The organism is Clostridium sp. AF17-21AC (assembly GCF_003461365.1).
Classification (GTDB): domain Bacteria; phylum Bacillota; class Clostridia; order Lachnospirales; family Lachnospiraceae; genus Coprococcus; species Coprococcus ammoniilyticus.
This window is the reverse complement of record NZ_QTWY01000008.1, coordinates 61,516-83,232: the sequence shown is the minus strand read 5'-3', so window position 1 is coordinate 83,232 and position 21,717 is coordinate 61,516. Positions and strand designations below refer to the sequence as shown.

Genomic DNA, 21,717 nt, shown 5'->3' with positions numbered 1-21,717 from the left:
TAGTCATTTTTATATACTTTTCTGCTTAATTATGCTAAACTGAAAAAGGATTTTGTATTTTAGAGGGGAGTATATATGGAGCGCAGAAGAATTGGAGTTATTATCGCACAGGCAGAAGAGAATTCACAGAGTCTGTTTATGAAAGGATTAATGGAGGAGGCATATGTCTATGGATATGATATATGTGTATTTTCCATGTACTTAAGATTTCAGGATACGCTGTATAGACAGATTGGGGATTCGAATATTTATAATCTGATTCAATGGGATGCATTTGATGCGATCATTGTTCTTCCGGATACCATTCAGGCAACCGATATAGCAACCTGGTTAGAAGACAAAATTCACGAGGTATTCTCAGGAGTTGTTCTTTTCGTAGATAAGGACAGTCGTTATTTCCCGACTGTAAAGATAAATCATTATAAACCATATAAGAAATTGATCGATCATTTGATCGAGGTTCATCATTATTCCGATATTATGTTTTTAGATGGGTGGAAGAATCATGTTCATTCCATACAGAGAGAACAGGCATATAGAGACAGTCTGACGGAGCATGGAATTCCGGTTGATCCGAATAATATTTATTATGGCAATTACTGGTATGATTCCGGCAAAGAGGTTGTGAAGCTGATATTGGATTCCAGAGAGAAACTTCCGGAGGCGATCGCATGTGCAAATGACTGTATGGCGATCGGGGTAGCGGCGGAATTATTCAGTAATCATATTCATGTACCGGAGCAGGTAGCAGTGATCGGTTACGATTCTACCGAAGAAGGGAAAAACCTGAAATGCAAGTTAACATCCGCTGATATTCCGGCCAGAGAATGCGGCAGATATTGTGCGAAGTATATCCATGCATCCTTTGAGAAAGAACCGATACCGGAATTTGAATCAGAATCTGTGATCTTTCAGGGGACAAGCTGCGGATGCGAAGGAAAAATACAGTCGGAAAAACATTTTGATGAAAAAGAGAATTTCTGGAATACGGATCATGCGAAGACGGGATACTCTTCTTATTATAACAAGTTTATGGAGGATTTGTTATCTGAACGGGATCACAGAGGTTTTTTCAATACGATATTTCAGCATGTATATCAGGTGCGGCCATTCCATTCGCTTAGTATATGCATGAATGATTACTGGAATTCATCGGAGGTTATGACCAGTGAGGATGCACTGCGCTCTAACGGCTATACGGATAAGATATATCGTATCATAAAATGTGGACCGAGTGAACACACAGACAATCGTATCAGCTTTGATGATATATTTGAAATGAAAGAGATGATACCGGAACTATCTGAGCAAAGAGAATATCCGGAGACATTTTTCTTTACACCATTGTATTTTGATAACCGAAGCTTTGGTTATGCGGTTATTGGTTTTACAGATATAGAAGCACAGTTTACAGAGGTTTACAGAAACTGGTTAAAGAGTATTATGCAGAGTATGGAAGCATTTTATCGTCAGAATGGTCTGCGGGAGTTGCTGCGCCAGATGGAAGCAACACAGATTCGTGATGCAATGACCGGTTTGTATAATTATAAGGGCTTCTTACAGAAGGGAAATGAACTTTGCGAGAATGCGACATTTGATGGTAAATCAATAGCAGTGATCGCGATTGATATTAATAAATTAAAGGATATCAATGCAGGCTATGGAAGAAAAGCAGGGGATGCTGCTATTTTGAAATTGGCACAGTTGATATCGGAAAGTCAGGATGATGATGCTATATGTGCCCGTATCAGTAATGATGAATTTGTTGTTGCGTTCCCGGTTGAAGCATCCGATGAAACATGTGGAGAGGCGTTTATCAAACGTCTGTCGGATAAGATAAAACAGTATAATGAATTGCGTAAAGAGGCATATGAGCTTGAAATCTGCACGGGTATCCGCTGCGATATGATCTCCGGTTCGGAAGCCCTGGATCATCTGATCAATGAAACTATCAATGTGAAGAATAATAAGAAAGCCATAGAGCAGGGAAAAGAGGAAAGGGCAGGTGTTCTGACGGATAAACAGAAAGCGGATGACCATCTGATGGAATTTATTCTGGATAATAACCGGTTTGTTTATCATTTCCAACCAATTATCAATGCCAGAACAGGAGATGTTTATGCATATGAGGCCCTGATGCGTGCGGACACAGAGCGTAGGATTTCGCCGCTTGATATGTTGGAAAGTGCAGATCGTCTGAATCGTTTATATGATATAGAAAAAGCGACATTTTTTAATGTAGTTGATTACATAGAGGAACACTATCAGGATTTTGAGGGTAAGAAAGTATTTATTAACAGTATTCCGGGGTATCAGCTGACAGGTAAGGATAAGAAGAAATTAACAGAGATTATGGAACAGCACGCAGGAGAGCTTGTTGTTGAATTTACAGAAGAAACAGAGATGGGGGATGATCAGTTAAAGGAGCTGAAGAACTCCTTTGCAAAGATGAATATTGAGACTGCTATTGATGATTATGGTTCCGGTTATTCCAATGTAAATAATCTGCTTCGGTATATGCCTCGGTTTGTAAAAATCGATCGTATGCTCATGACAGATATACACAAAGATATCCAGAAACAGCATTTTGTAAAGGATATTATAGAATTTGCGCATGATAATGATATTCTGACGTTGGCAGAGGGAATTGAATTGACGCAGGAGCTGAGGGAGGTTATTAAGCTGGGCGTTGATTTGATTCAGGGCTATTATACATCAAGGCCGCAGCCGTATGTTGTGCGTTCAATCGATGAGCGTGTCATGAATGAAATTGTTCAATATAATCAGAGCCTGAATGCCAGACTGTATAAGAAAGAATATGAGACGGATTATAATGATACGGTTTCCATGGTACAGCTTGCTGCTAATAAATATACAAGCATTAAGGTTAAGAAAGCGCGTGGAATCAATAAAAAGATCATAATCAAGGGTTCTGTCGGCTTCCAGCCGAATATATTGATGTCTGTAGAAGATGGATTCCGTGGCACCATCATACTTGAGAATGTCAGTCTTGCGGGAGAACGCGGAATTCCGTGTATTGATATCGGTAAGAAGTGTAATGTAAATCTTCAGATTACCGGAGAAAACGAACTACGTACAGGAGGTATCAGAGTTCCGGACAGTTCAGTGCTTACGGTTGTAGGAGACGGTAATCTGACGATTAATCTGAATTCGGGAAAATACTTTGGCATTGGTAATTCATTGGATGAATATCATGGCGAACTCAACTTCTATCAGGATGGTGGAATCATCATCAATGCAAATGGTATGAAGGGCATTGGTATTGGTTCCGGACTTGGCGGTGTTATCAATATCAAACGCGGACATTATGAGTTTGATATGAAAGGTCAGGAAGGAGCCTGTATCGGATCTGTAAACGGTGATTCCGAATTGTTTATAGAATACTGCGACATGGATATTTATTCCGGTATATCAAACGGTACGATCATTGGATCTGTAAATGGTGATGCAGATATTAAGCTTGAGAATATATCGGCAAAGATTCAGGGGGCAGGTAATGTTATAACCGGTATCGGAACGATTGCTGGTAACAGCTGTATGGTTCGTCTGGAAAATGTAAATATCTCGTCGAATATCCGTGCAAAGGAATGTTATGGCATTGGATGCCGTGCAGGAAGAACGGATATCTATATCGGATATGCAGCAGTTAAAAGCGTGGTACAGGGCAAGTCAGCGGTTGCCTTTGGTAATTCGGTCATGTCTGCCAAGCTGTACTGTTCCAATGCTGATATTGGAACGAATGCCGTTACAGAGTTCAATTCAGATATCGGAGCACTTGAAAAGAATATACAACTGGAGAACGGTCGTGCAGAGTTTGTCCTGAATGGACAGGAGGTCAAACGTCAGATTCTCGCAGCAAGGTTATAAGAGGATATACACAGCCAAAAAGCGAGGGCTGTAAAAAATACACCCCTACAGATTGATTGTGCATATAATAAACAATGACACATTCCGTTTCTACCCGATGAGCATATGTAGTAAATAAAAAAAGACAAAACCGAAATGGTTTTGTCTTTTTCTACGTGCATGAGAGGATTCGAACCCCCGACACCTTGGTCCGTAGCCAAGTGCTCTATCCAGCTGAGCTACATACACACGTTGTTCAACAACAGATAGTATTCTATACCAGTTCTATAAATTTGTCAAACAAAATCTAAGATTTTCTTAAAAATTTTCTGTATTTTTTTCAAGACACAATTTGATCTGTGGCTGAGCACCATCTCCGTAGATCATATTTTTAATCTCCTGCATTTCGAGGTCTGTCTGAGAGATAACATCAGCACAATGTTTTAAGCGACCGGAGATAAGTTCGGGATCGGCGACATCCTTTTTATAACGGAGCTGGTGGTCAAGACTTGCCCAGAAGTCCATCGCGATGGTACGGATCTGAACTTCTACCCGCATATTTCTCGTATGGTCGGCAAAGAAGACAGGAACTTCTATGATCAGATGAAGACTACGGTAACCATTTGGCTTTGGATGGCTGATATAGTCTTTTGCTTCAATCAGAGTAATGTCATTCTGACTGATGAGCTTCTCTGCAACGGCGTAGATGTCATCGATAAAGGAGCAGATAACACGAAGCCCCGCAACATCATTCAAATTATATACGATATTTTCCACGGATACCTGACATCCTCTTGACGACAGCTTTGTTGCGATGCTGACCGGTTTCTTGATTCGGGACTGGATGAATTCAATTGGATTTCGGTTATAGCGGACGCTGAAATCTGTATTTAATACATCCAGCTTGGTCTGAACTTCCTTGATCGCACAGGAGTACATCATCATAAGCTCCTCAAATCGTTTCATGTCTTCTATAAAAGGATTCTGTTCCGGATATAGAAGAGCGTCAATATAGCTTCTGTATATATTTGTATTTGTATTATTATCTTTAGCAGACATATTCATAATCTCCGTTTCTGTTTTAGGCAATCTTTATTTTATCACTTTGCATGAATAGACAAAAAATCATTGTTCATATTATTCTACTACATTTTAAAGGTAGAGTATACTATAAAAACATGATAAAATGAGCATTGCGACGGAATGTGCTTGCACAAGCCGGCATAATGCGAAAAAAACATAGAGCCGACAGGCGATATGATAAAATGAGCATTGCGACGGATGTGCTTGCACAAGCCGGCATAATGCGAAAAAAACATGGAACCGACAGGTGACATGATAAAATGAGCATTGCAACGGATGTGCTTGCACATACCGGCATAATGCGAGAAAGAAGTGAATTATATGAGATATTTGGATCGGCTGATTGCATCAGAGGTTCTTCCGAATGCTTATAAAGAGTGGCGGGGATACCGACAGAAGCTGACAGACTTTATAGAAGAAAATTGTGTGGCCGAAGGAGGACGTAAGCCTGTTCTTGCTATATGGGGAGCAGGACGGTCAAATGACATCGATCTGGCAAGACTTGCAGAGAGATTTAAGCTGGTTTTGATCGACCGGGATGCAGAGGGACTTGCACAGGCGTGTAAGGCCTATGGATTGGAGGAAACAGATGCTATTTGTGTGGATCTTCCTTTCTGGAATGTAGAGCTTGAGACTTATGAAATGTTTGAAGCATTGCTTGCAGAGGGTGAAGAAGCAGAGATCGTGATCGAGCATTTGAAACAGGTTGCATTTGACAACAGCCACAGGGTATTGCCGGAGATTGGACGAAGGTTTGACTACAGCGTCTGCGTAGGACTTCACAGCCAGTTGAATGCGAGATTTGCAGGCCTGTTATATATGTATCGGGAGAATTATGACGAGGAAGAATTGCAGATGATCGAGAATGCGATCCGTGCATTAAACGAAGCTGCGGTTACCCGGACAAATGATGTGATCTATATGCTGACGGAGAAATTAATGGTGTTCGGGTTAGAATGGGCAGTTGTAAATGAATCCGCTATGGATCAGTGGGAGAATCTTGTCCCTGAAGAAATTGAAGGAGCATTGCAGCTTCGTCATGACATCGGAATGCATAAGGATTTTGATATCCGGATTGAAGCGGAGCGGCGGTTGTTCTGGCCATTTGCATGGAAGGAGCGAAAGAAGGGGTATGTGATGGAATTGCTGGCAGTACAGCCTCTTGAATAATAGAGAATTGGGGCTATACGAAGCCGGAACCGAATATTAGCAAATTGAAGTGGAATGAAAAGTAATAGAAAATCGGAATAATTCCATAAAAAACAGGGGTAAAAACGTATAGCGGTTATAGGGAGAGACAAATGACAGACAGAGAATTTGGAAAATATATGTCTGCGATCGCACAGGGAGACAGGGAGAGCCTTCGGGCAGTGTATGACGAATATCTGAAGCTGATCTTTGCGGTGGTCTATGATACGATCCGGCAGAGAGAGGAAGCGGAGGATGTGACATCGGAGTTCTTCATCAAGCTTTATCGGATCGCAGACAGTTATAAGAAGGGAACCGGTCATAAGAGATGGCTTGTGACAATCGCAAAGAATATGGCGATCGATCGGATACGCAAGATCGATCGTGAAATGCTGGTGGATGAAATGCCGGAGCGAAACGAAGGAAAGACGATGGAGAGTCAGATAGTGGAGAACCTGACATTGAAGCAGGCAGTTGCCACGTTAAAGCCGGAGGAGCAGGAGATTCTGGATCTGAAGGTAGTCGGAGGATTTACATTTAAAGAGATCGCGGACATGAAAGGGCGACCGATCGGAACGATCACATGGATCTATAATCAGGCAATACAAAAATTAAGGAGGTGCAGGCTGTGAGAGATGAACAGAATAAGAACAGACAGACGGAAGAAGACAGACTCATAGAAGCTTATCTGAACCGGATCGATGCAGAAGCACCGGATCTGTGGGATCGGATCGATGCAGGACTTGACAGTGAAGCGAAGGATGCAGAAGAAAAACAAAAGAAAACCTCAAAGGTAAAATATGTAATTCCGGTTCTTGCGATCGCAGCGGTTCTTCTGGCCGCAGTGATCGCGACACCGTTGCTGTCTGATTCTAAGCGACATTCGAAAGAAATAAATGCAGGCAGGACAACGGATGTTTCAAATGATGGGCTGGATGCAGCAGAGAATTCAAATATATCCGATCGGGCGGAAGATTATGTGGATGAAACAGCGGATTCCATACCGGAGACAGTACAGAATGAAACTGCCAACAGACCGACACAGAATACAACAGAAGCTATACAGATGAATGGAGCCGGTGGAGATTCGTCCGATGTTCAGGCGGAAGCAGGCCATACAAAGAGTCAGACAGATGCACAGGAAAATGCGGGATGTACAGATCTTCAGGTGTCGGAATCAGCTAATATGGATGCATGGCAGGAAATGAGTAATATAGCAGTTACACTTCAGATCACAGAGATTGTAACAGCAGAGCCGGATGCGGTACAAAAATATGCCGCAAAACTCTTGCAGGTATCTGATGCATCCGGGGAATTAATAACCGGTCAGGACATCGTATTGCAGCCGGAAGAAGCAGAGACATTTTCGGTAGGGGAAGAAGTAACAGGTACACTTCTCCGATATGATTCTGAACGACAGGCATGGATCTTAAGCAGACAGTAGTTGATCTGTAAGAAAAAAATTCCATAAAAAGAGGATACCCATCCGTATCTTAGTCATAAATAGAACAGATAGCTGTAAAATTTCGTTTTTACATTCGACAATTGCTAACGTCAGAGGTGATCAGAGCAGAAATTATGCAGCTATCGGATAGTGACTAAGATAAGGAGGGTATTTTTTATGAGAAAAATCAGACGGATGGTAAGTGTGGTTATGATCTCCTGCATGATGGCGGGCTGTCTTGCAGGCTGCGGAAGTGGGAAAGAAACAGGAGGCACGCATGGAGAACGACAGGGAACGGAAAGCCGGTCAGGTACGGAGCGGGAGAGCATCGCAGAAAGATACAGACAGGAAGCCGTAAAAGAGGAATTTGAAGAAAATATAGCGGAATCCGGACAGTCACAGCAAAATATGGCTGTGCCGGAAGGTATAGAAGAAGAGGCTTGTGATAGTGTGGTTTCGGCTGCCGATACATATAATTCGGTAATGGATAGTGCATCAAATTCTGAATATGTAAAAATCGGATATGGAGAATCCGGTTATGATACCAGAGAGTATGACTATCAGGAAGAACATCGGTTTGTGTCTACTAAAGATTCCCCGCTTTCAACGTTTGCGGCAGACTGTGATACAGCTTCCTACAGCAATATCAGAAGTTATATCGAAGAAGGAACGCTGCCGCCGACAGGAGCAGTCCGGGTCGAAGAAATGATCAATTATTTTGATTATGACTATGTATCAGACCCGGAGGCTGGGAAGAAGTTTGCAGTATATACGGAATATGCGGATTGTCCATGGAATAAAGATACAAAGCTGATGATGGTAGGACTGAATACGGCCGCGATCGATATGAGTGAGAAGAAAGCATCCAATCTGGTATTCCTGATCGATACATCCGGTTCTATGTATGAGGAAAATAAACTGCCGCTGGCACAGAAAGCATTTAAGATGCTGGCGGAGAATCTGGATGAAAATGACAGGATCAGTATTGTTACATATGCGGGTTCAGATACGATTGTTTTAAATGGCGTGGCAGGTTCGGAGGCCTATACGATATGCGAGGCACTGGATTCGCTGGAAGCATCCGGCAGCACAAATGGAAGTGCGGGACTGATCACGGCATATGAGATCGCAGAGCAGCAGTTTATAAAAGACGGAAATAATCGGGTGATCCTTGCGACGGACGGGGATCTGAATGTCGGGCTGACAAGCGAGAGTGATCTGGTAGGATTGATCACTGAGGAGAAGGACAGCGGTATATTCTTGAGTGTTCTGGGATTTGGCTCTGATAATCTGAAAGATAACAAGTTAGAAGCATTGGCAGATCACGGAAACGGTAATTACTCGTATCTGGATTCAGTCTATGAAGCAAAGAAGGTTCTGGTTGATGAAATGGGTGGAACCTTATATACGGTTGCAAAGGATGTCAAATTACAGATTGAATTCAATCCGGAGCAGGTGAAAGGTTATCGGCAGATCGGATATGAGAACCGGACGCTTTCTGCAGAAGATTTTGCAGATGATATGGTGGATGGCGGCGAGGTCGGAGCCGGTCATGTGGTGACTGCACTCTATGAGGTGGTTCCAGTCGATTCGGAATTTGACGTGCCGGAGACAGAGACAAAATATACATCGAAAAAGCAGAGTACAGATTATTCCGGCGAACTGGCAACCGTGAATATCCGTTACAAAGAGCCGGATGGAGATAAGAGCACACTGGAAACAGCCGTTATAAAGGCAGAAAGCGTTCAAAAGGGAATGTCTCATGACCTGAGCTTTGCATCGGCGGTTGCGGCATATGGAATGCTGCTTACGGACAGCACATATAAAGGAACAGCGACGTATAAGATGGCGGAAGAACTTGCGGAAGCAGGAATCACGGTTGAGATAAATGAAAGGGACATGGCTCAGGCAAGCAACGATCAGTTATACCGGAGCCAATTCCTTGAACTGGTGCGGAAGACGGAGAAGTTATCTCAACGTGAACCTGAGGCACAGATGTGGCAGTGCGATTAACAGACGGCTGGTTATTTATACTCGAAATTCATAATAAATATAAGCCGTAAAAGGTGTATTTTTTCTCTGATATATGCTTTTTTATTTTTAAACGTATAGAAGCACTTCCCTTTTATTGATAATTCTTGTATAATAAAGCATTAGAGTTGCCAAAAGGCAAATATTAGAAATGACAGGAAGGATAAATTAATGGGTGAAAAAAAGATAATGCTCGGTAATGCAGCGATCGCCAGAGGCGCATATGAAGCCGGTGTAAAGGTATCAGCAGCATATCCGGGTACTCCAAGTACAGAGATCAGTGAGAATATTGTAAAATATCCTGAAATATATGCAGAATGGTCTCCAAATGAAAAAGTTGCAACAGAGGTTGCGATCGGAGCATCATTTGCTGGTGTCCGTTCAATCGTATCAATGAAGCATGTAGGTGTGAATGTAGCTTCAGATCCATTATTTACAGCAGCATATACCGGTGTAAAGGGTGGTATGGTTTTAGTAGCAGCCGATGATCCGGGTATGTATTCATCGCAGAATGAACAGGATTCCAGACTGGTAGCAAGGACAGCGATGATTCCGGTGTTTGAACCATCTGACAGTATGGAAGCAAAGGAGTTCACAAAGTACGCATTTGAATGCAGCGAGAAGTACGATACTCCGATCATGCTCCGTACAACAACCAGACTGGCACATTCACAGGGCGTTGTTGAATTAAATGACAGAGTAGAAGTAGAAGACAAGCCATACGAGAGAGACATTAAGAAGATGGTTATGATGCCGGGTAATGCGATCCCTCGTCATGTATTTGTAGAACAGAGATTAAAGGACATGGCAGCAGACGGTGCGGATATGCCGATCAATCGTGTAGAGATGAATGATACCAGCGTTGGTGTTATCACCAGTGGTATTCCATATCAGTACGTAAAGGAAGCAATGCCAAATGCCTCCGTATTAAAGCTTGGTATGGTAAATCCGCTTCCTAGAAAGTTGATCGAAGACTTTGCGGCAAAGGTTGATAAGCTGTATGTTATTGAGGAGTTAGAGCCTCATATCGAGACACAGGTAAGAGCCTGGGGCATCGATGCAGTAGGTAAGGAGCTTTTGACCGTTCAGGGTGAATACAGTGCAAATATGTTAAGGGAGAAGATCCTCGGCGAGAAGGTTGAGCAGGAAGAACCTGCAAAGGTTGCACCTAGACCACCTATCCTTTGTCCGGGATGCCCGCATAGAAGTGTATTTTCAGTATTAAACGAACTGAAGATCCACGCAGCAGGAGATATCGGATGCTATACACTGGGAGCAGTTGCGCCGCTTAGCGTAATTGATACAACCGTATGTATGGGATCTTCCATTTCCACCTTACATGGTATGGAAAAGGCAAAAGGAAAAGATTATATTAAGAATTGGGTTGCGGTTATCGGTGATTCCACATTTATGCATACAGGTGTAAACTCTCTGATGAATATGGTTTACAACAAGGGCACAGGAACCGTTATCATCCTTGATAACTCAACAACCGGCATGACAGGTCATCAGGATCATGCAGCGACCGGTAAGACCTTGCAGGGTGAACCTACATATGCGATCAACATTTATAAATTGTGTAAGGCGATCGGTATTGACAGTGTACATGAGATCAATGCATTTGACATTGACGGTTTAAAGAAGCTGATCAAAGAGGAAGTTGCAAAGGATGAGATCTCTGTTATTATCACCAAGTCTCCTTGTGTTCTTTTAAAGACAACCAAGGTAACAGGTGTATGCAGAGCTATCCCGGAGAAATGTAAGAAGTGCGGTATGTGCTTAAAGCCGGGATGTCCGGCAGTTATCAAGCAGCCGGATGGAACGATCCAGATCGATGAGACCATGTGTAATGGTTGCGGACTGTGTATGAAGCGTTGTAAGTTTGATGCGATCGAAAAGGAGGAATTCTAATGGCTGTAAAGAATATTATGATAGTTGGTGTCGGTGGACAGGGAACTCTTCTTACAAGCCGTATCCTCGGTGGTATTACGACAGCAGCAGGTTATGATGTAAAGCTCTCCGAGGTTCATGGTATGAGCCAGAGAGGCGGTAGTGTTGTTACATATGTAAGATATGGTGAGAAGGTTGCGGAACCGATTGTAGAAGAAGGTCATGCAGATGTTCTGATCGCATTTGAGAAGCTGGAAGCTATGCGTTATGCTCATTTTCTGAAGAAGGATGGCGTAATTATTGCAAATGATCAGAGAATCGATCCGATCACGGTTGTAACCGGTCAGGCAGAATATCCGGATCACATCTTAGAGACATTATCAGAGAAGCATAAGGTGATCTCGATCGATGCGATGGCAGAGGCAAAGAAGCTGGGCAATCCAAAGGTATTCAATACGATCATAATCGGTGTTGCCGCAAAGCATATGGATTTTGACCATGACAAATGGGTTGAGGTCATCAAGGCAACAGTTCCTCCAAAGACTGTTGAGATGAATCTGAAAGCATTTGAAGTTGGTTATGCATTATAATAAAAAATATAGATACAGATCAAACCAAGGATGCCTCCTGTTCAAAAGACAGGAGGTATCTTTGTGTCAGCTGGCGTTTGTATAGTAAATGTCGCTGACTACTTTAACCGGAAGATACGAAAATCAACCTGATTAATGAGAAAAATCCAACGTCAAAATTGGTAAATGTTACATTATGTATAGGTTTTCATCTGTAAAATGTGTTTTTTTAGGTATTTTTGACAAAAAAGAGTGGACGATACAGAGGATATAGTGTAAAATCATCTATGTGAGTGTTTTCACATGGGAAAGGAAAACTGAGGGCTATTTAAGGAGAATTCGTGATGAACGATACAATCACTGTTAATATCAGCAAAAAATGGCAGATGTTGTTATGGAAGGTATTTCTGACGTTAGCGTGTATATTCATGGTTGTTGAATTGATCATGTGTATGACGAATATAGGAAATGATAAGGCAGATCTCGGGATGTCCGGTGGAGCATATATTACATTATATGTTGTAGTGCCATTTCTGATATATGCAGCAGCATTGACAGGAACGCTGGTCGCTTTAAAGAAGAATAAATTAACCGATAATGGTGCAGACTGGCTGGTTTCCCTGATGATGTTTACAGTGTTGGCAGTACCTGCATTTGAACATTACAATTCGATCATTCTGGTGCTGATGCCAACGATCGCTATCGTGATCACGGCTATCTTTGCGAATCAGAATATTACGATCGTGATCGCACTTCTTGCATCGGCAAGTCTTATCATCAATGAGATTCATCTGCATCATTTATATGACTGGACACAGATGCGGTTCAGTGGATATGTTGTTACATCATTTGTATTGGTATTTATACTGACCTTTGTAACGTGCTTACTGAATATGCATACGAAGGAACTGATGGAATCCATCGGCAATTTCACAGTTCGTCAGATGAGTCTTATGACAGAGCTTCGTAAAGATCCGCTGACAGGATTATATAACAGACGTTCCTTTGAGGAGAGTCTGGAGAAAGAAATCCTGCAGACCGAGGAGACCGGTGAGAAAGCATATATTGCGATCTTTGATATCGACCATTTCAAGAATGTAAATGATACATACGGACACAGCAATGGTGATGTGGTTATCAAGGCTCTTTGTAAGATGCTGAAGGAGAAATCAAAAGACTATGGTCTTGCATTCCGTTACGGTGGAGAGGAATTTGTTATATTGTTCAGCAACATTGAACTGCCAAAGGTGATCAATGTCGTAGAGGATGTAAGAACAGAATTCCGATGCTACTACTTCCAGTTCATGAATAACAGTGGAATCACCTGTAGCTGTGGTGTTGCGGAATATTCCAAAGGAGAGAGTGCAAAGGCATGGTTCAATCGGGCAGATAATTCGCTGTATCAGGCGAAGGAAGCCGGACGTAACCGTACGGTTGTAAGTGAATAAGATAATTAAAAAGATGCAATCCGTAATTTAAAAAATGATATCAAAAAAACAGAGAAATTGGTACTATAAGTATACCGGTTTCTCTATTTTTTTGCGAATTTTCAAGTTGGTATAAAAAAATATAAAATTGGTATTGCAAAACCAGTTGATAGGTGGTATATTATATTTACAAAGTGGTTCACAAAAAGAACCACAAAAGGAGATGGAAAATGAAGAAGGATATGGAATATTATATTCAGGTTTCCGGTCGTATTATGAAAGATAATCTTGATAAGAGAAAGTCTCTTACCAAAAAGATATGCGACTGGTATCTGGATCAGGACAAAGAAGATATATGTCTGATCGCATCCGGATCGTCCCTGAATGCAGCATATGCAGCTCGACCGTTTCTTTTAAAATACAGTAAATTCGATATCAGTGTATTAAGTACAGTGGAATATCTGGATGTTTACCGGGAGAGAGAAAAGAACCGGTTTACGATTTTAATATCCCAGAGTGGCTGCAGTACAAACATAATAGAAATTATGAAGGAGCTAAATAAGGAGCATCAACCATTTGTTTTGTTAACCGGGAATGAAAATGGCAGTGCAAGCAGATACACGGATCGTCTTGTGGAGTATGGAGTTGGAAATGAAACCATTGATTATGTAACGCTTGGATATTCTACTTTGATCGAGTTCCTCATGCTTATGATATTGGAGATAGGTTTTCAAAAAAGAGAAATTAGTGATCAGAAATATGAAACTGCAGTAAGCCAGATCCGGAATGCTTGTGAAATGCAGGAGCTTTGCCTGATGCAGGCGAAAGAATTGGTACAAAAACGATATCAGGATCTGTTGTGTATGGAAAAAGCAATACTGGTCGGCGATGGAGCCAATCTGGCAACGGTCAGAGAGGGAGCGTTGAAATTTCAGGAAACTCTGAAAGTTCCGACGGTATATTATGAAAGCGAAGAATTTATACATGGACCGGATATGCAGCTTACTCCGGATTATTCGGTTTTCTTTATAGATTGTGGTAAAACCTCTGATCGACTGTATGATATTTATAAAGCAACATTGTTGATCACGGAGCACTGCTATATGATTACGGATCAGGTTCACGATAAACGAGATGGACAGATTCGGATACCATGCCGGCTTCCGGCAGAGATCACACCGTTATATACAGCTGCATTGTTTCAATATATAGCGGCTCATGTAACAAAGGAAAAAAATAATTTTACTTGTCATCCGCTGTTTTCCCGGATGGAACAGGCTGTTTCGCCAAAAACAGAAGACTATGACAGGATTATGAAAGAAAAGCTTGAAAGGAGCAGAAGGGAGGAGAACGGATGAGAAAATATGTTTTAGCAACACACGGAAAGATGGCCGAAGGAATGTTGACAACGATTGAAATGCTGGCAGGTGCACAGGAAAATCTGACCTGTATCAATGCTTATACAGATGAATGCCCGGATCCGCTTCCGGAATTAAAGAGAATTGTTGAAGCGGATTCAGAGGCAGAGATTGTGATAATGACAGATCTTTTAGGCGGAAGTGTGAATAATAATGCATCCGCATTATTGTCTGATCCAAGGATACATGTTGTTGCCGGTGTGAATCTGGCTGCAGTGATCGGTATCCTGCTGAGTGCAGAGGATCAGGATACGGCGTCTGTAATTGAGAGTGCGGTTGCAGAGGCTAAAGATATGATGGTTTATTGTAATACAGTAAATACAACGTATGATGATGAAGATTTTTAATCTGTGTATTAACAGAAAAGAAAGGAGAAGGTTTATATGATCAAATCAATTCGTGTTGATTATCGTCTCTTACATGGACAGGTAGCAGTATCATGGACAGCATCATTAGGGGCAGATTGCCTGCTACTGGTAAGTGACACGGTTAAAAATGATCCGCTGAGATTAAACGCACTAAAGATGGCGAAACCATCCGGAACAAAGGTTGTAGTAAAAAATACAGCGGAAGCTGTAGAGGCATTGAAAAGCGGGGTAACTGATAAATATAAATTATTTATCATCTGTGAAACGGTAGAAATAGCCAAAGCAATCATTGAAGCTACAGGAGAAAAGACATTAAATATCGGCAACATTGCATACCATGAAAATGCAAAATTATATGGTAGAAGCGCATATATGGATGCAGCCGAGCTGGCTCTGGTAAAAGAGATGGTTGATGATGGCGTTGATGTATTTATTCAGATGATCCCGGCTGATAAAGTAATTAAATGCAAATCGCTGTTTTAACGGATGAATGGAGGGACAGATTATGATATTAAAAACAATACTTATTTTTCTGATCGGCCTGCTTGGTTATTCAGAATGGCTGCTTGGTACAAGCTGCCTGCAGCGACCGATCGTTCTTGGACCGTTAGTAGGTCTGGTAATGGGAAATCTTCCGGCCGGTATTATTATGGGGGCAACTATGGAACTTGCACTTGTAGGAGCCGTATCGATCGGTGCATATAATCCGCCGGATCTGATCGCAGGCACTGTGCTCGGTGTTTCACTTGCGATTCAGTCAGGAGGCGGAGCGGAAACAGCTTTAGTACTTGGTATTCCGATCGCAACCGTAATGCTTGCGGCAAATACCGGTATCTGCCAGCCGTTGATGCTTGTTATGATCCACAAATGTGACCGTGATGCTGAAAAAGGTAATATACGGGCATTTAACAGAGATTATCTGATCGCAGGATATCTTCAGAATCTTTTTGGTATTGTCTGCATCCCACTTGCATTTTATTTTGGCAGTGATGCAGTAACAGCACTTCTTGGTAAAATACCTGAATTTGTTCAGTCCGGTATGGATATAACAGCAGCACTGCTTCCTGCACTTGGTTTTGCAATGCTTGCACAGCAGATGATGAATCGCAAGGTTGCACCATTTTTCTTCCTTGGCTTTTTCCTGGTATCATACCTTGGAATATCCACAACAGGAGTTGCGATTTTTGCCGTACTTATTGTGATAATCGGAGTAACATTTGGCATATTCGGAGACAAGCAACAGGGGGCGGTACCGGTAGTTGAAACCGCAGATAACGGAGGTGATTTTGATGAGTTCTAAGATACATGCAGACTACGATAAGGTAGTTACGAAAAAAGATCTCACAAAGGTGTTTTTAAGAGAGATCACATATGAACATACATGGAATTATGAACGAATGGGAAATGTAGGATTTTGTTTTTCCATGTATCCGGTTTTAAAGAAACTATATCCGGATAAGAAGGATCTGGCAGCTGCTATGAAGCGTCATCTGACGTTATATCAGACCAGCCATTATCTTGCAACATTTCAGATGGGTATCACAGCCGCAATGGAAGAGGAAAATGCACAGGATGCAGATTTTGATACAGATTCGATTGGCGCAGTAAAAACAGCATTAATGGGACCTATAGCAGGAATCGGCGATTCTCTGTTCTGGGGCACGATCAAGGTAATCGCAACAGGAATTGGATGTTCACTTGCCTTGCAGGGGAACATTCTCGGACCTATTCTCTTCCTTTTGATCTTTAACATTCCGGCATATCTCTGCAGATGGTTTGGAGTATTCCTTGGATATAAAATGGGTCGTGAATCCATGGCAAAGATTGTTGAATCCGGTTTGATGAAGGTAGTTATGGAAGTAGCCTCTATCATGGGTATTATGGTAGTTGGCGGCATGACGATGGATATGACGTCGATTAATTTTATAACGCAGATTGGAAGCGGCGAAGAAGCAAGTACAATTCAGGATCTGTTAAATGGCATTGTCCCGGGCCTTCCGGTGCTGTTGCTATTTGGAGTTACTTATTGGTTATTGAAGAAGAAGGTTAATCCGTTGCTTATTATGTTGATCATGCTTGTACTTGGAATAGCAGGAGCATTCTTTGGCTTCCTTGGTTAAAAAGGAGGTAGTAGTAAGGTGAAAAAAATAGTAATTGATATGCATGTACATCCTGCATTTTTAGAGCCGGTATGCAAAACGGAATATCAGAATGAATTTGCAAAAAAGATGTATGGCTTATACAAGACGGATCAGATCCCGGTTGATGCACTGTTAACCTTGATGGATTGTTCCGGAGTGGATAAAGCGGTTTTGCTTCCACTGGATCTGACTACGGAATATGGAGGCATACTAGGAACAAATGACCAGGTAAAGGAATTGACAGCAACATATCCGGATCGTTTTATCGGATTTGCCAGTGTAGATCCTCACAGGCCGGATGCGACAGAGATACTTGAAACAGCATTTGCAGAGTATCATCTGGCAGGCCTGAAGCTTCATCCGTCAAAGCAGAAGTTCTATCCGGGAGATGAATACATGGAGCCGATATATCAGATATGCGAGAAGTATAATAAACCGATCGTGTTTCATTGCGGAATGTCGGTAGAGCCGGATACCTTATCTAAATATGCGAGGCCGGTTGCGTTTGAAGAAACAGCATACAGACATCCAAAGCTTCGAATCTGTCTTGCACATTGCGGATGGCCATGGGTGCAGGAAACTTGTATGCTGATGCTCAAATACAGAAATGTTTATGCGGATACAGCATTCCTGTATTTTGATACAGCCCCGGAGTTTTATCACAAGGTATTCGAAGTGGATATGGGACCGCACTGGATCGATCGAAGCTTCAGACATCAGATCATGTTTGGCTCTGATGATCCGCGGTTAGAGATGCGGAGAATGAAAAAGGCTATAGAAGCTATGGATATAAGAGAATCTACCAAGGATCTGATATTTGGACAGAACGCGATTGAGTTTCTGGGATTGGAGGTATGATGGTAACACATGGTAGTATAGAGGTGCTGACAAAAGAATATAACTGTTTGGTGAAAATTACAGATGATATCAGGCAGGTTGTAGAAAAAAGCAAAATCAGAAATGGAGTTGTATATGTTATAACAGCACATACGACAACAGGAATTGCAGTTAATGAAGGACTGGAGTGCCTGGAATATGATATTGGGCATCTGATGGAAAGACTTGTTCCTGAGGATGGAGAATATGCCCATGGAAGGCTGTTAGATACCTACGGTGCGATGGCAGGCAATCCGACCGGACATTTAAAAGCCCATCTGACCGGAAATCATTGTGTATTCCCGGTTATAGATGGAAAGCTGAAAAGTGGAAGTGCACAGGACATATATCTGTGTGAATATGATGGACCACAATATAGAACAATTTATATAACAATTATAGGGGAATAAAAAATAACAGGAGGAAAGAACTATGACATTAAAAAAATTTGACGCAGAGAAATATTTAAAGGACGGAGCAAAGACATACTCATTAAGAGGAGAGGTTGAGGCATTGATTGACCGGATCACGGCAAAGGAATATGACAGCGTATGTATGCTTGGTATCGGTGGAACATGGGCAGAATGGTATCCGGTTGTAGAAGTAGCCAAGAAATATACAGATCTTCCAATCTATCTTGAAAATGCAGGTGAATTTCTGGTAAAAAATAAAAAACATATTACAGATAAGACTCTTGTATTTACCTCTTCTGCATCAGGCAATACTATGGAGATCTTGAAGGCAGTAAAATATTGTAAGGATCAGGGAATCAATGTATATGGATTTACAAAGGATGAGACAACTCCTTTAGCAAATCTGCTGACAGACCCGATTTATAATGCATGTGGTGACTGTGAGCATTCTTACTTATTATACTATTTTGTAATGCTCCGTATCTTAAAGAACAGAGGAGAATTTCCACATTATGACAGATGGGCAGATCAGATGGAAAATCTGTTTAAGGATCTCCTTGCGGTAAGAGAAAAATTTGAGCCAAGAGCGATCGAGATCGCAAAGACATATGCACATGAACCATATACAATGTTTACAGGCTCCGGTGTCCTTTGGGGTGAGACCTATCTCTTTACAATGTGTATCTTAGAGGAGATGCAGTGGGTTCGTACAAAGACTGTTTCATCTGCTGATTTCTTCCATGGACCATTGGAGTTAGTTGATGACAGAGTTCCGGTATTTGTAATAAAAGGTGAGGACGAATATCGACCATTAGATGAAAGAGTAGAACGATTTGTAAAAGAACATACAAAGAAAGCTGTTATTATTGATACCAAGGATTACATTCTGGATGGTATCGATGATGAGTTCCGTGTAATCTGCTCTCCGATGATTATTACCGCGATATTAACAGAACGACTTGCTATTCATTATGAGCAGAATACAGGACATAGTCTGGAATTCAGACGTTACTATCGTCAGTTTGAATATTAAAAAGGTCAGGCGGTTATTATGGTTGAATTCACATATGTAATTACAGATGAGCAGGGACTTCATGCCAGACCGGCTTCACAGTTTGTTATGGCTGCTGCAAAATGTAAGAGCACAGTATCCGTAACATTTGGATCCAGAACCGTAAACGCAAAAGGAGTTATGGCAGTTATGAGTCTGGGAGCAAAAAAAGGTCAGGAGATCCTGATAAAAGTAGAAGGTGAAAACGAGGCAGAAGATGCAGCAAACCTGAAAGCGTTCGTTCAGGAACATCTGTAAAAGGATCGGATTTTAAAGAGGTGACAATATGGTAATATTACAGGGTAAAAGTGTATTTGGCGGAGTTGCTATCGGGAAGATACAATTCTTTAAAAGGGACGAAATCCAGATAAAACGACGTCATGTCGATGATCCGGAGGCGGAAATACGCCGCTTCCGGACTGCAAAGGAAAAAGCACTTTCTGAATTGCAGCAGTTATATGACAAGGCACTTACTGATGTGGGAGAAGCAAATGCCATGATCTTTGAAGCACATCAGTTAATGCTTGAGGATCCGGATTATAATGATTCTGTAGAGAATATTATAAATACACAAAAGGTAAATGCTGAATATGCAATAGGTGTCACATCTGATAATTATGCAGCAATCTTTGAAGCGATGGATGATGCCTATATGCAGGGAAGGGCAGCAGATGTAAAGGATGTATCGAACAGGCTCCTTTCCCAGTTTGCAAAAAAACAGAATGCTTCATTTGAAATGACGGAGCAGGTAATCATCGCGGCAGATGATCTGACACCAAGCGAGACTGTTCAGCTCGATAAAGATAAGGTGCTGGCATTTATTACAGTGGAAGGCTCGGCAAATTCCCATACAGCGATTCTTGCCAGAACCATGAATATTCCGGCTGTTATAGGAATCGGTGATACATTAACACCGAAATATGACGGAAGACTTGCAATCGTAGACGGTCAGGAAGGAAAGATCTATATTGATCCGGATGAAGAAATCCTTGTTGCTATGAGAAAAAAGCAGGCTGTCGAACAGGAACAGCGTGAGCTTCTGGAGACATTGAAGGGCAAAGAAAATGTAACCAGATCCGGGCAGAAGATTAACCTTTATGCCAATATTGCCAATGTATCAGATGTAGGAGCGGCACTCCGAAATGATGCCGGTGGTATCGGGTTATTCAGAAGCGAATTCTTATATCTGGAAAATGAAACTTATCCAACAGAGGAACAGCAGTTTGCAGCTTATAGACAGGTAGCGGAAATGATGGCCGGAAAAAGGGTGATCATCCGTACGTTGGATATCGGAGCAGATAAACAGGTTGGATATTTTAATCTGGAAAAAGAGGATAATCCGGCAATGGGGTTCCGTGCGATCAGGATATGTCTGACCAGACCCGAATTATTTAAGACCCAGCTTAGAGCTATTTTCAGAGCATCCGCGTATGGCCAGATTGCGATCATGTTTCCAATGATCATTTCGGTATCAGAGGTTCGTCGTATTAAAGAGATAATGGACGAGGTGAAGACCGGACTTCGTGCAGATGGAATAGCATTTTCCGATCAGATTGAAACCGGTATAATGATTGAGACTCCGGCTGCGGTTATGATCAGCAGAGAGCTGGCAAAGGAAGTGGATTTCTTTAGTGTCGGAACAAATGATCTGACGCAGTACACTCTGGCAATTGATCGCCAGAACCGGAATCTGGATTCCTTCTATGATTCACACCATCCGGCGGTGTTATCTATGATCCAAATGGCAGCAGAGAATGCTCATGCAGAAGGAAAGTGGATTGGAATATGCGGTGAACTTGCAGCCGATCTAAGTCTGACAGAAAGGTTTTTACAGATGAACATTGATGAGTTATCAGTTGCACCGGGTATGATACTTCCGTTAAGGAAAAAAATAAGAGAGTTATAAAAAGTATACAGAGACAGATCCGCACATGTACGGGTCTGTTTTTGG

Annotated in this window: 19 protein-coding genes and 1 tRNA gene; 18 read left to right on the top strand and 2 right to left on the bottom strand. The window is 41.9% G+C overall.

Going from position 1 to position 21,717, the window contains the following annotated elements:
• Positions 1-75: 75 nt before the first annotated feature.
• Positions 76-3,888 (top strand): EAL domain-containing protein, encoded by a 3,813-nt coding sequence (locus DWW85_RS11545; RefSeq protein ID WP_117808712.1) that lies wholly within the window; start codon positions 76-78, stop codon positions 3,886-3,888.
• 154 nt (positions 3,889-4,042) lie between these two features.
• Here DWW85_RS11545 and DWW85_RS11540 read toward each other — a convergent pair.
• Positions 4,043-4,116 (bottom strand) — tRNA-Arg (locus DWW85_RS11540).
• A gap of 69 nt (positions 4,117-4,185) precedes the next feature.
• Positions 4,186-4,926 carry a GTP pyrophosphokinase family protein gene (locus DWW85_RS11535; RefSeq protein ID WP_330584342.1) on the bottom strand — a complete coding sequence of 247 codons (741 nt, stop codon included), beginning with the start codon at positions 4,924-4,926 and terminating at the stop codon, positions 4,186-4,188.
• Between the two features lie 345 nt (positions 4,927-5,271).
• On the opposite strand from DWW85_RS11535, the gene DWW85_RS11530 reads away from it, so the two are divergent.
• The 17 genes from DWW85_RS11530 to ptsP all read left to right on the top strand — a co-directional run bounded on the left by DWW85_RS11530 (position 5,272) and on the right by ptsP (position 21,672).
• On the top strand, positions 5,272-6,120 hold the full coding sequence (locus DWW85_RS11530) for a hypothetical protein (RefSeq protein WP_117808710.1): 849 nt from the start codon (positions 5,272-5,274) through the stop codon (positions 6,118-6,120).
• A gap of 131 nt (positions 6,121-6,251) precedes the next feature.
• Positions 6,252-6,770 (top strand): sigma-70 family RNA polymerase sigma factor, encoded by a 519-nt coding sequence (locus DWW85_RS11525; RefSeq protein WP_117808709.1) that lies wholly within the window; start codon positions 6,252-6,254, stop codon positions 6,768-6,770.
• Positions 6,767-7,582 (top strand): hypothetical protein, encoded by an 816-nt coding sequence (locus DWW85_RS11520; RefSeq protein ID WP_117808708.1) that lies wholly within the window; start codon positions 6,767-6,769, stop codon positions 7,580-7,582. Before DWW85_RS11525 ends, DWW85_RS11520 begins: the two co-directional genes overlap by 4 nt.
• 177 nt (positions 7,583-7,759) lie before the next feature.
• Positions 7,760-9,595 (top strand): VWA domain-containing protein, encoded by a 1,836-nt coding sequence (locus DWW85_RS11515; protein ID WP_242996191.1) that lies wholly within the window; start codon positions 7,760-7,762, stop codon positions 9,593-9,595.
• Between the two features lie 189 nt (positions 9,596-9,784).
• Positions 9,785-11,524: an indolepyruvate ferredoxin oxidoreductase subunit alpha gene (gene iorA / locus DWW85_RS11510; protein ID WP_021943606.1), complete on the top strand. Its 1,740-nt coding sequence runs from the start codon at positions 9,785-9,787 to the stop codon at positions 11,522-11,524.
• Complete coding sequence (locus tag DWW85_RS11505; RefSeq protein WP_117808707.1) at positions 11,524-12,093, top strand: indolepyruvate oxidoreductase subunit beta; 570 nt, start codon at positions 11,524-11,526, stop codon at positions 12,091-12,093. Before iorA ends, DWW85_RS11505 begins: the two co-directional genes overlap by 1 nt.
• Positions 12,094-12,416: 323 nt before the next feature.
• Entirely contained in the window at positions 12,417-13,520 is a 1,104-nt protein-coding gene (locus DWW85_RS11500; protein ID WP_117808706.1) for a GGDEF domain-containing protein, read from the top strand.
• 209 nt (positions 13,521-13,729) lie between these two features.
• Positions 13,730-14,857: an SIS domain-containing protein gene (locus tag DWW85_RS11495; protein ID WP_117808705.1), complete on the top strand. Its 1,128-nt coding sequence runs from the start codon at positions 13,730-13,732 to the stop codon at positions 14,855-14,857.
• Positions 14,854-15,264, top strand: coding sequence for a PTS mannose transporter subunit IIC (locus DWW85_RS11490; protein ID WP_117808704.1), 411 nt, complete (start codon positions 14,854-14,856; stop codon positions 15,262-15,264). Before DWW85_RS11495 ends, DWW85_RS11490 begins: the two co-directional genes overlap by 4 nt.
• Before the next feature lie 36 nt (positions 15,265-15,300).
• Positions 15,301-15,768, top strand: a complete 468-nt coding sequence (locus DWW85_RS11485) for a PTS sugar transporter subunit IIB (protein ID WP_008401131.1) — start codon at positions 15,301-15,303, stop codon at positions 15,766-15,768.
• Between the two features lie 22 nt (positions 15,769-15,790).
• Entirely contained in the window at positions 15,791-16,585 is a 795-nt protein-coding gene (locus tag DWW85_RS11480; RefSeq protein ID WP_173783667.1) for a PTS sugar transporter subunit IIC, read from the top strand.
• A complete protein-coding gene (locus DWW85_RS11475; RefSeq protein WP_117808702.1) occupies positions 16,575-17,405 on the top strand; it encodes a PTS system mannose/fructose/sorbose family transporter subunit IID in 831 nt (276 codons plus the stop codon). Before DWW85_RS11480 ends, DWW85_RS11475 begins: the two co-directional genes overlap by 11 nt.
• A gap of 18 nt (positions 17,406-17,423) precedes the next feature.
• Positions 17,424-18,284 (top strand): amidohydrolase family protein, encoded by an 861-nt coding sequence (locus tag DWW85_RS11470; RefSeq protein ID WP_309295075.1) that lies wholly within the window; start codon positions 17,424-17,426, stop codon positions 18,282-18,284.
• Positions 18,284-18,712 carry a secondary thiamine-phosphate synthase enzyme YjbQ gene (locus DWW85_RS11465; protein WP_021943613.1) on the top strand — a complete coding sequence of 143 codons (429 nt, stop codon included), beginning with the start codon at positions 18,284-18,286 and terminating at the stop codon, positions 18,710-18,712. Before DWW85_RS11470 ends, DWW85_RS11465 begins: the two co-directional genes overlap by 1 nt.
• Positions 18,713-18,734: 22 nt before the next feature.
• Positions 18,735-19,748 (top strand): SIS domain-containing protein, encoded by a 1,014-nt coding sequence (locus tag DWW85_RS11460; RefSeq protein WP_117808700.1) that lies wholly within the window; start codon positions 18,735-18,737, stop codon positions 19,746-19,748.
• Positions 19,749-19,766: 18 nt separating this feature from the next.
• Positions 19,767-20,024: an HPr family phosphocarrier protein gene (locus DWW85_RS11455; protein ID WP_117785315.1), complete on the top strand. Its 258-nt coding sequence runs from the start codon at positions 19,767-19,769 to the stop codon at positions 20,022-20,024.
• A gap of 28 nt (positions 20,025-20,052) precedes the next feature.
• Positions 20,053-21,672 (top strand): phosphoenolpyruvate--protein phosphotransferase, encoded by a 1,620-nt coding sequence (gene ptsP / locus DWW85_RS11450; RefSeq protein WP_117808699.1) that lies wholly within the window; start codon positions 20,053-20,055, stop codon positions 21,670-21,672.
• The last annotated feature ends 45 nt before the right edge of the window (positions 21,673-21,717 follow it).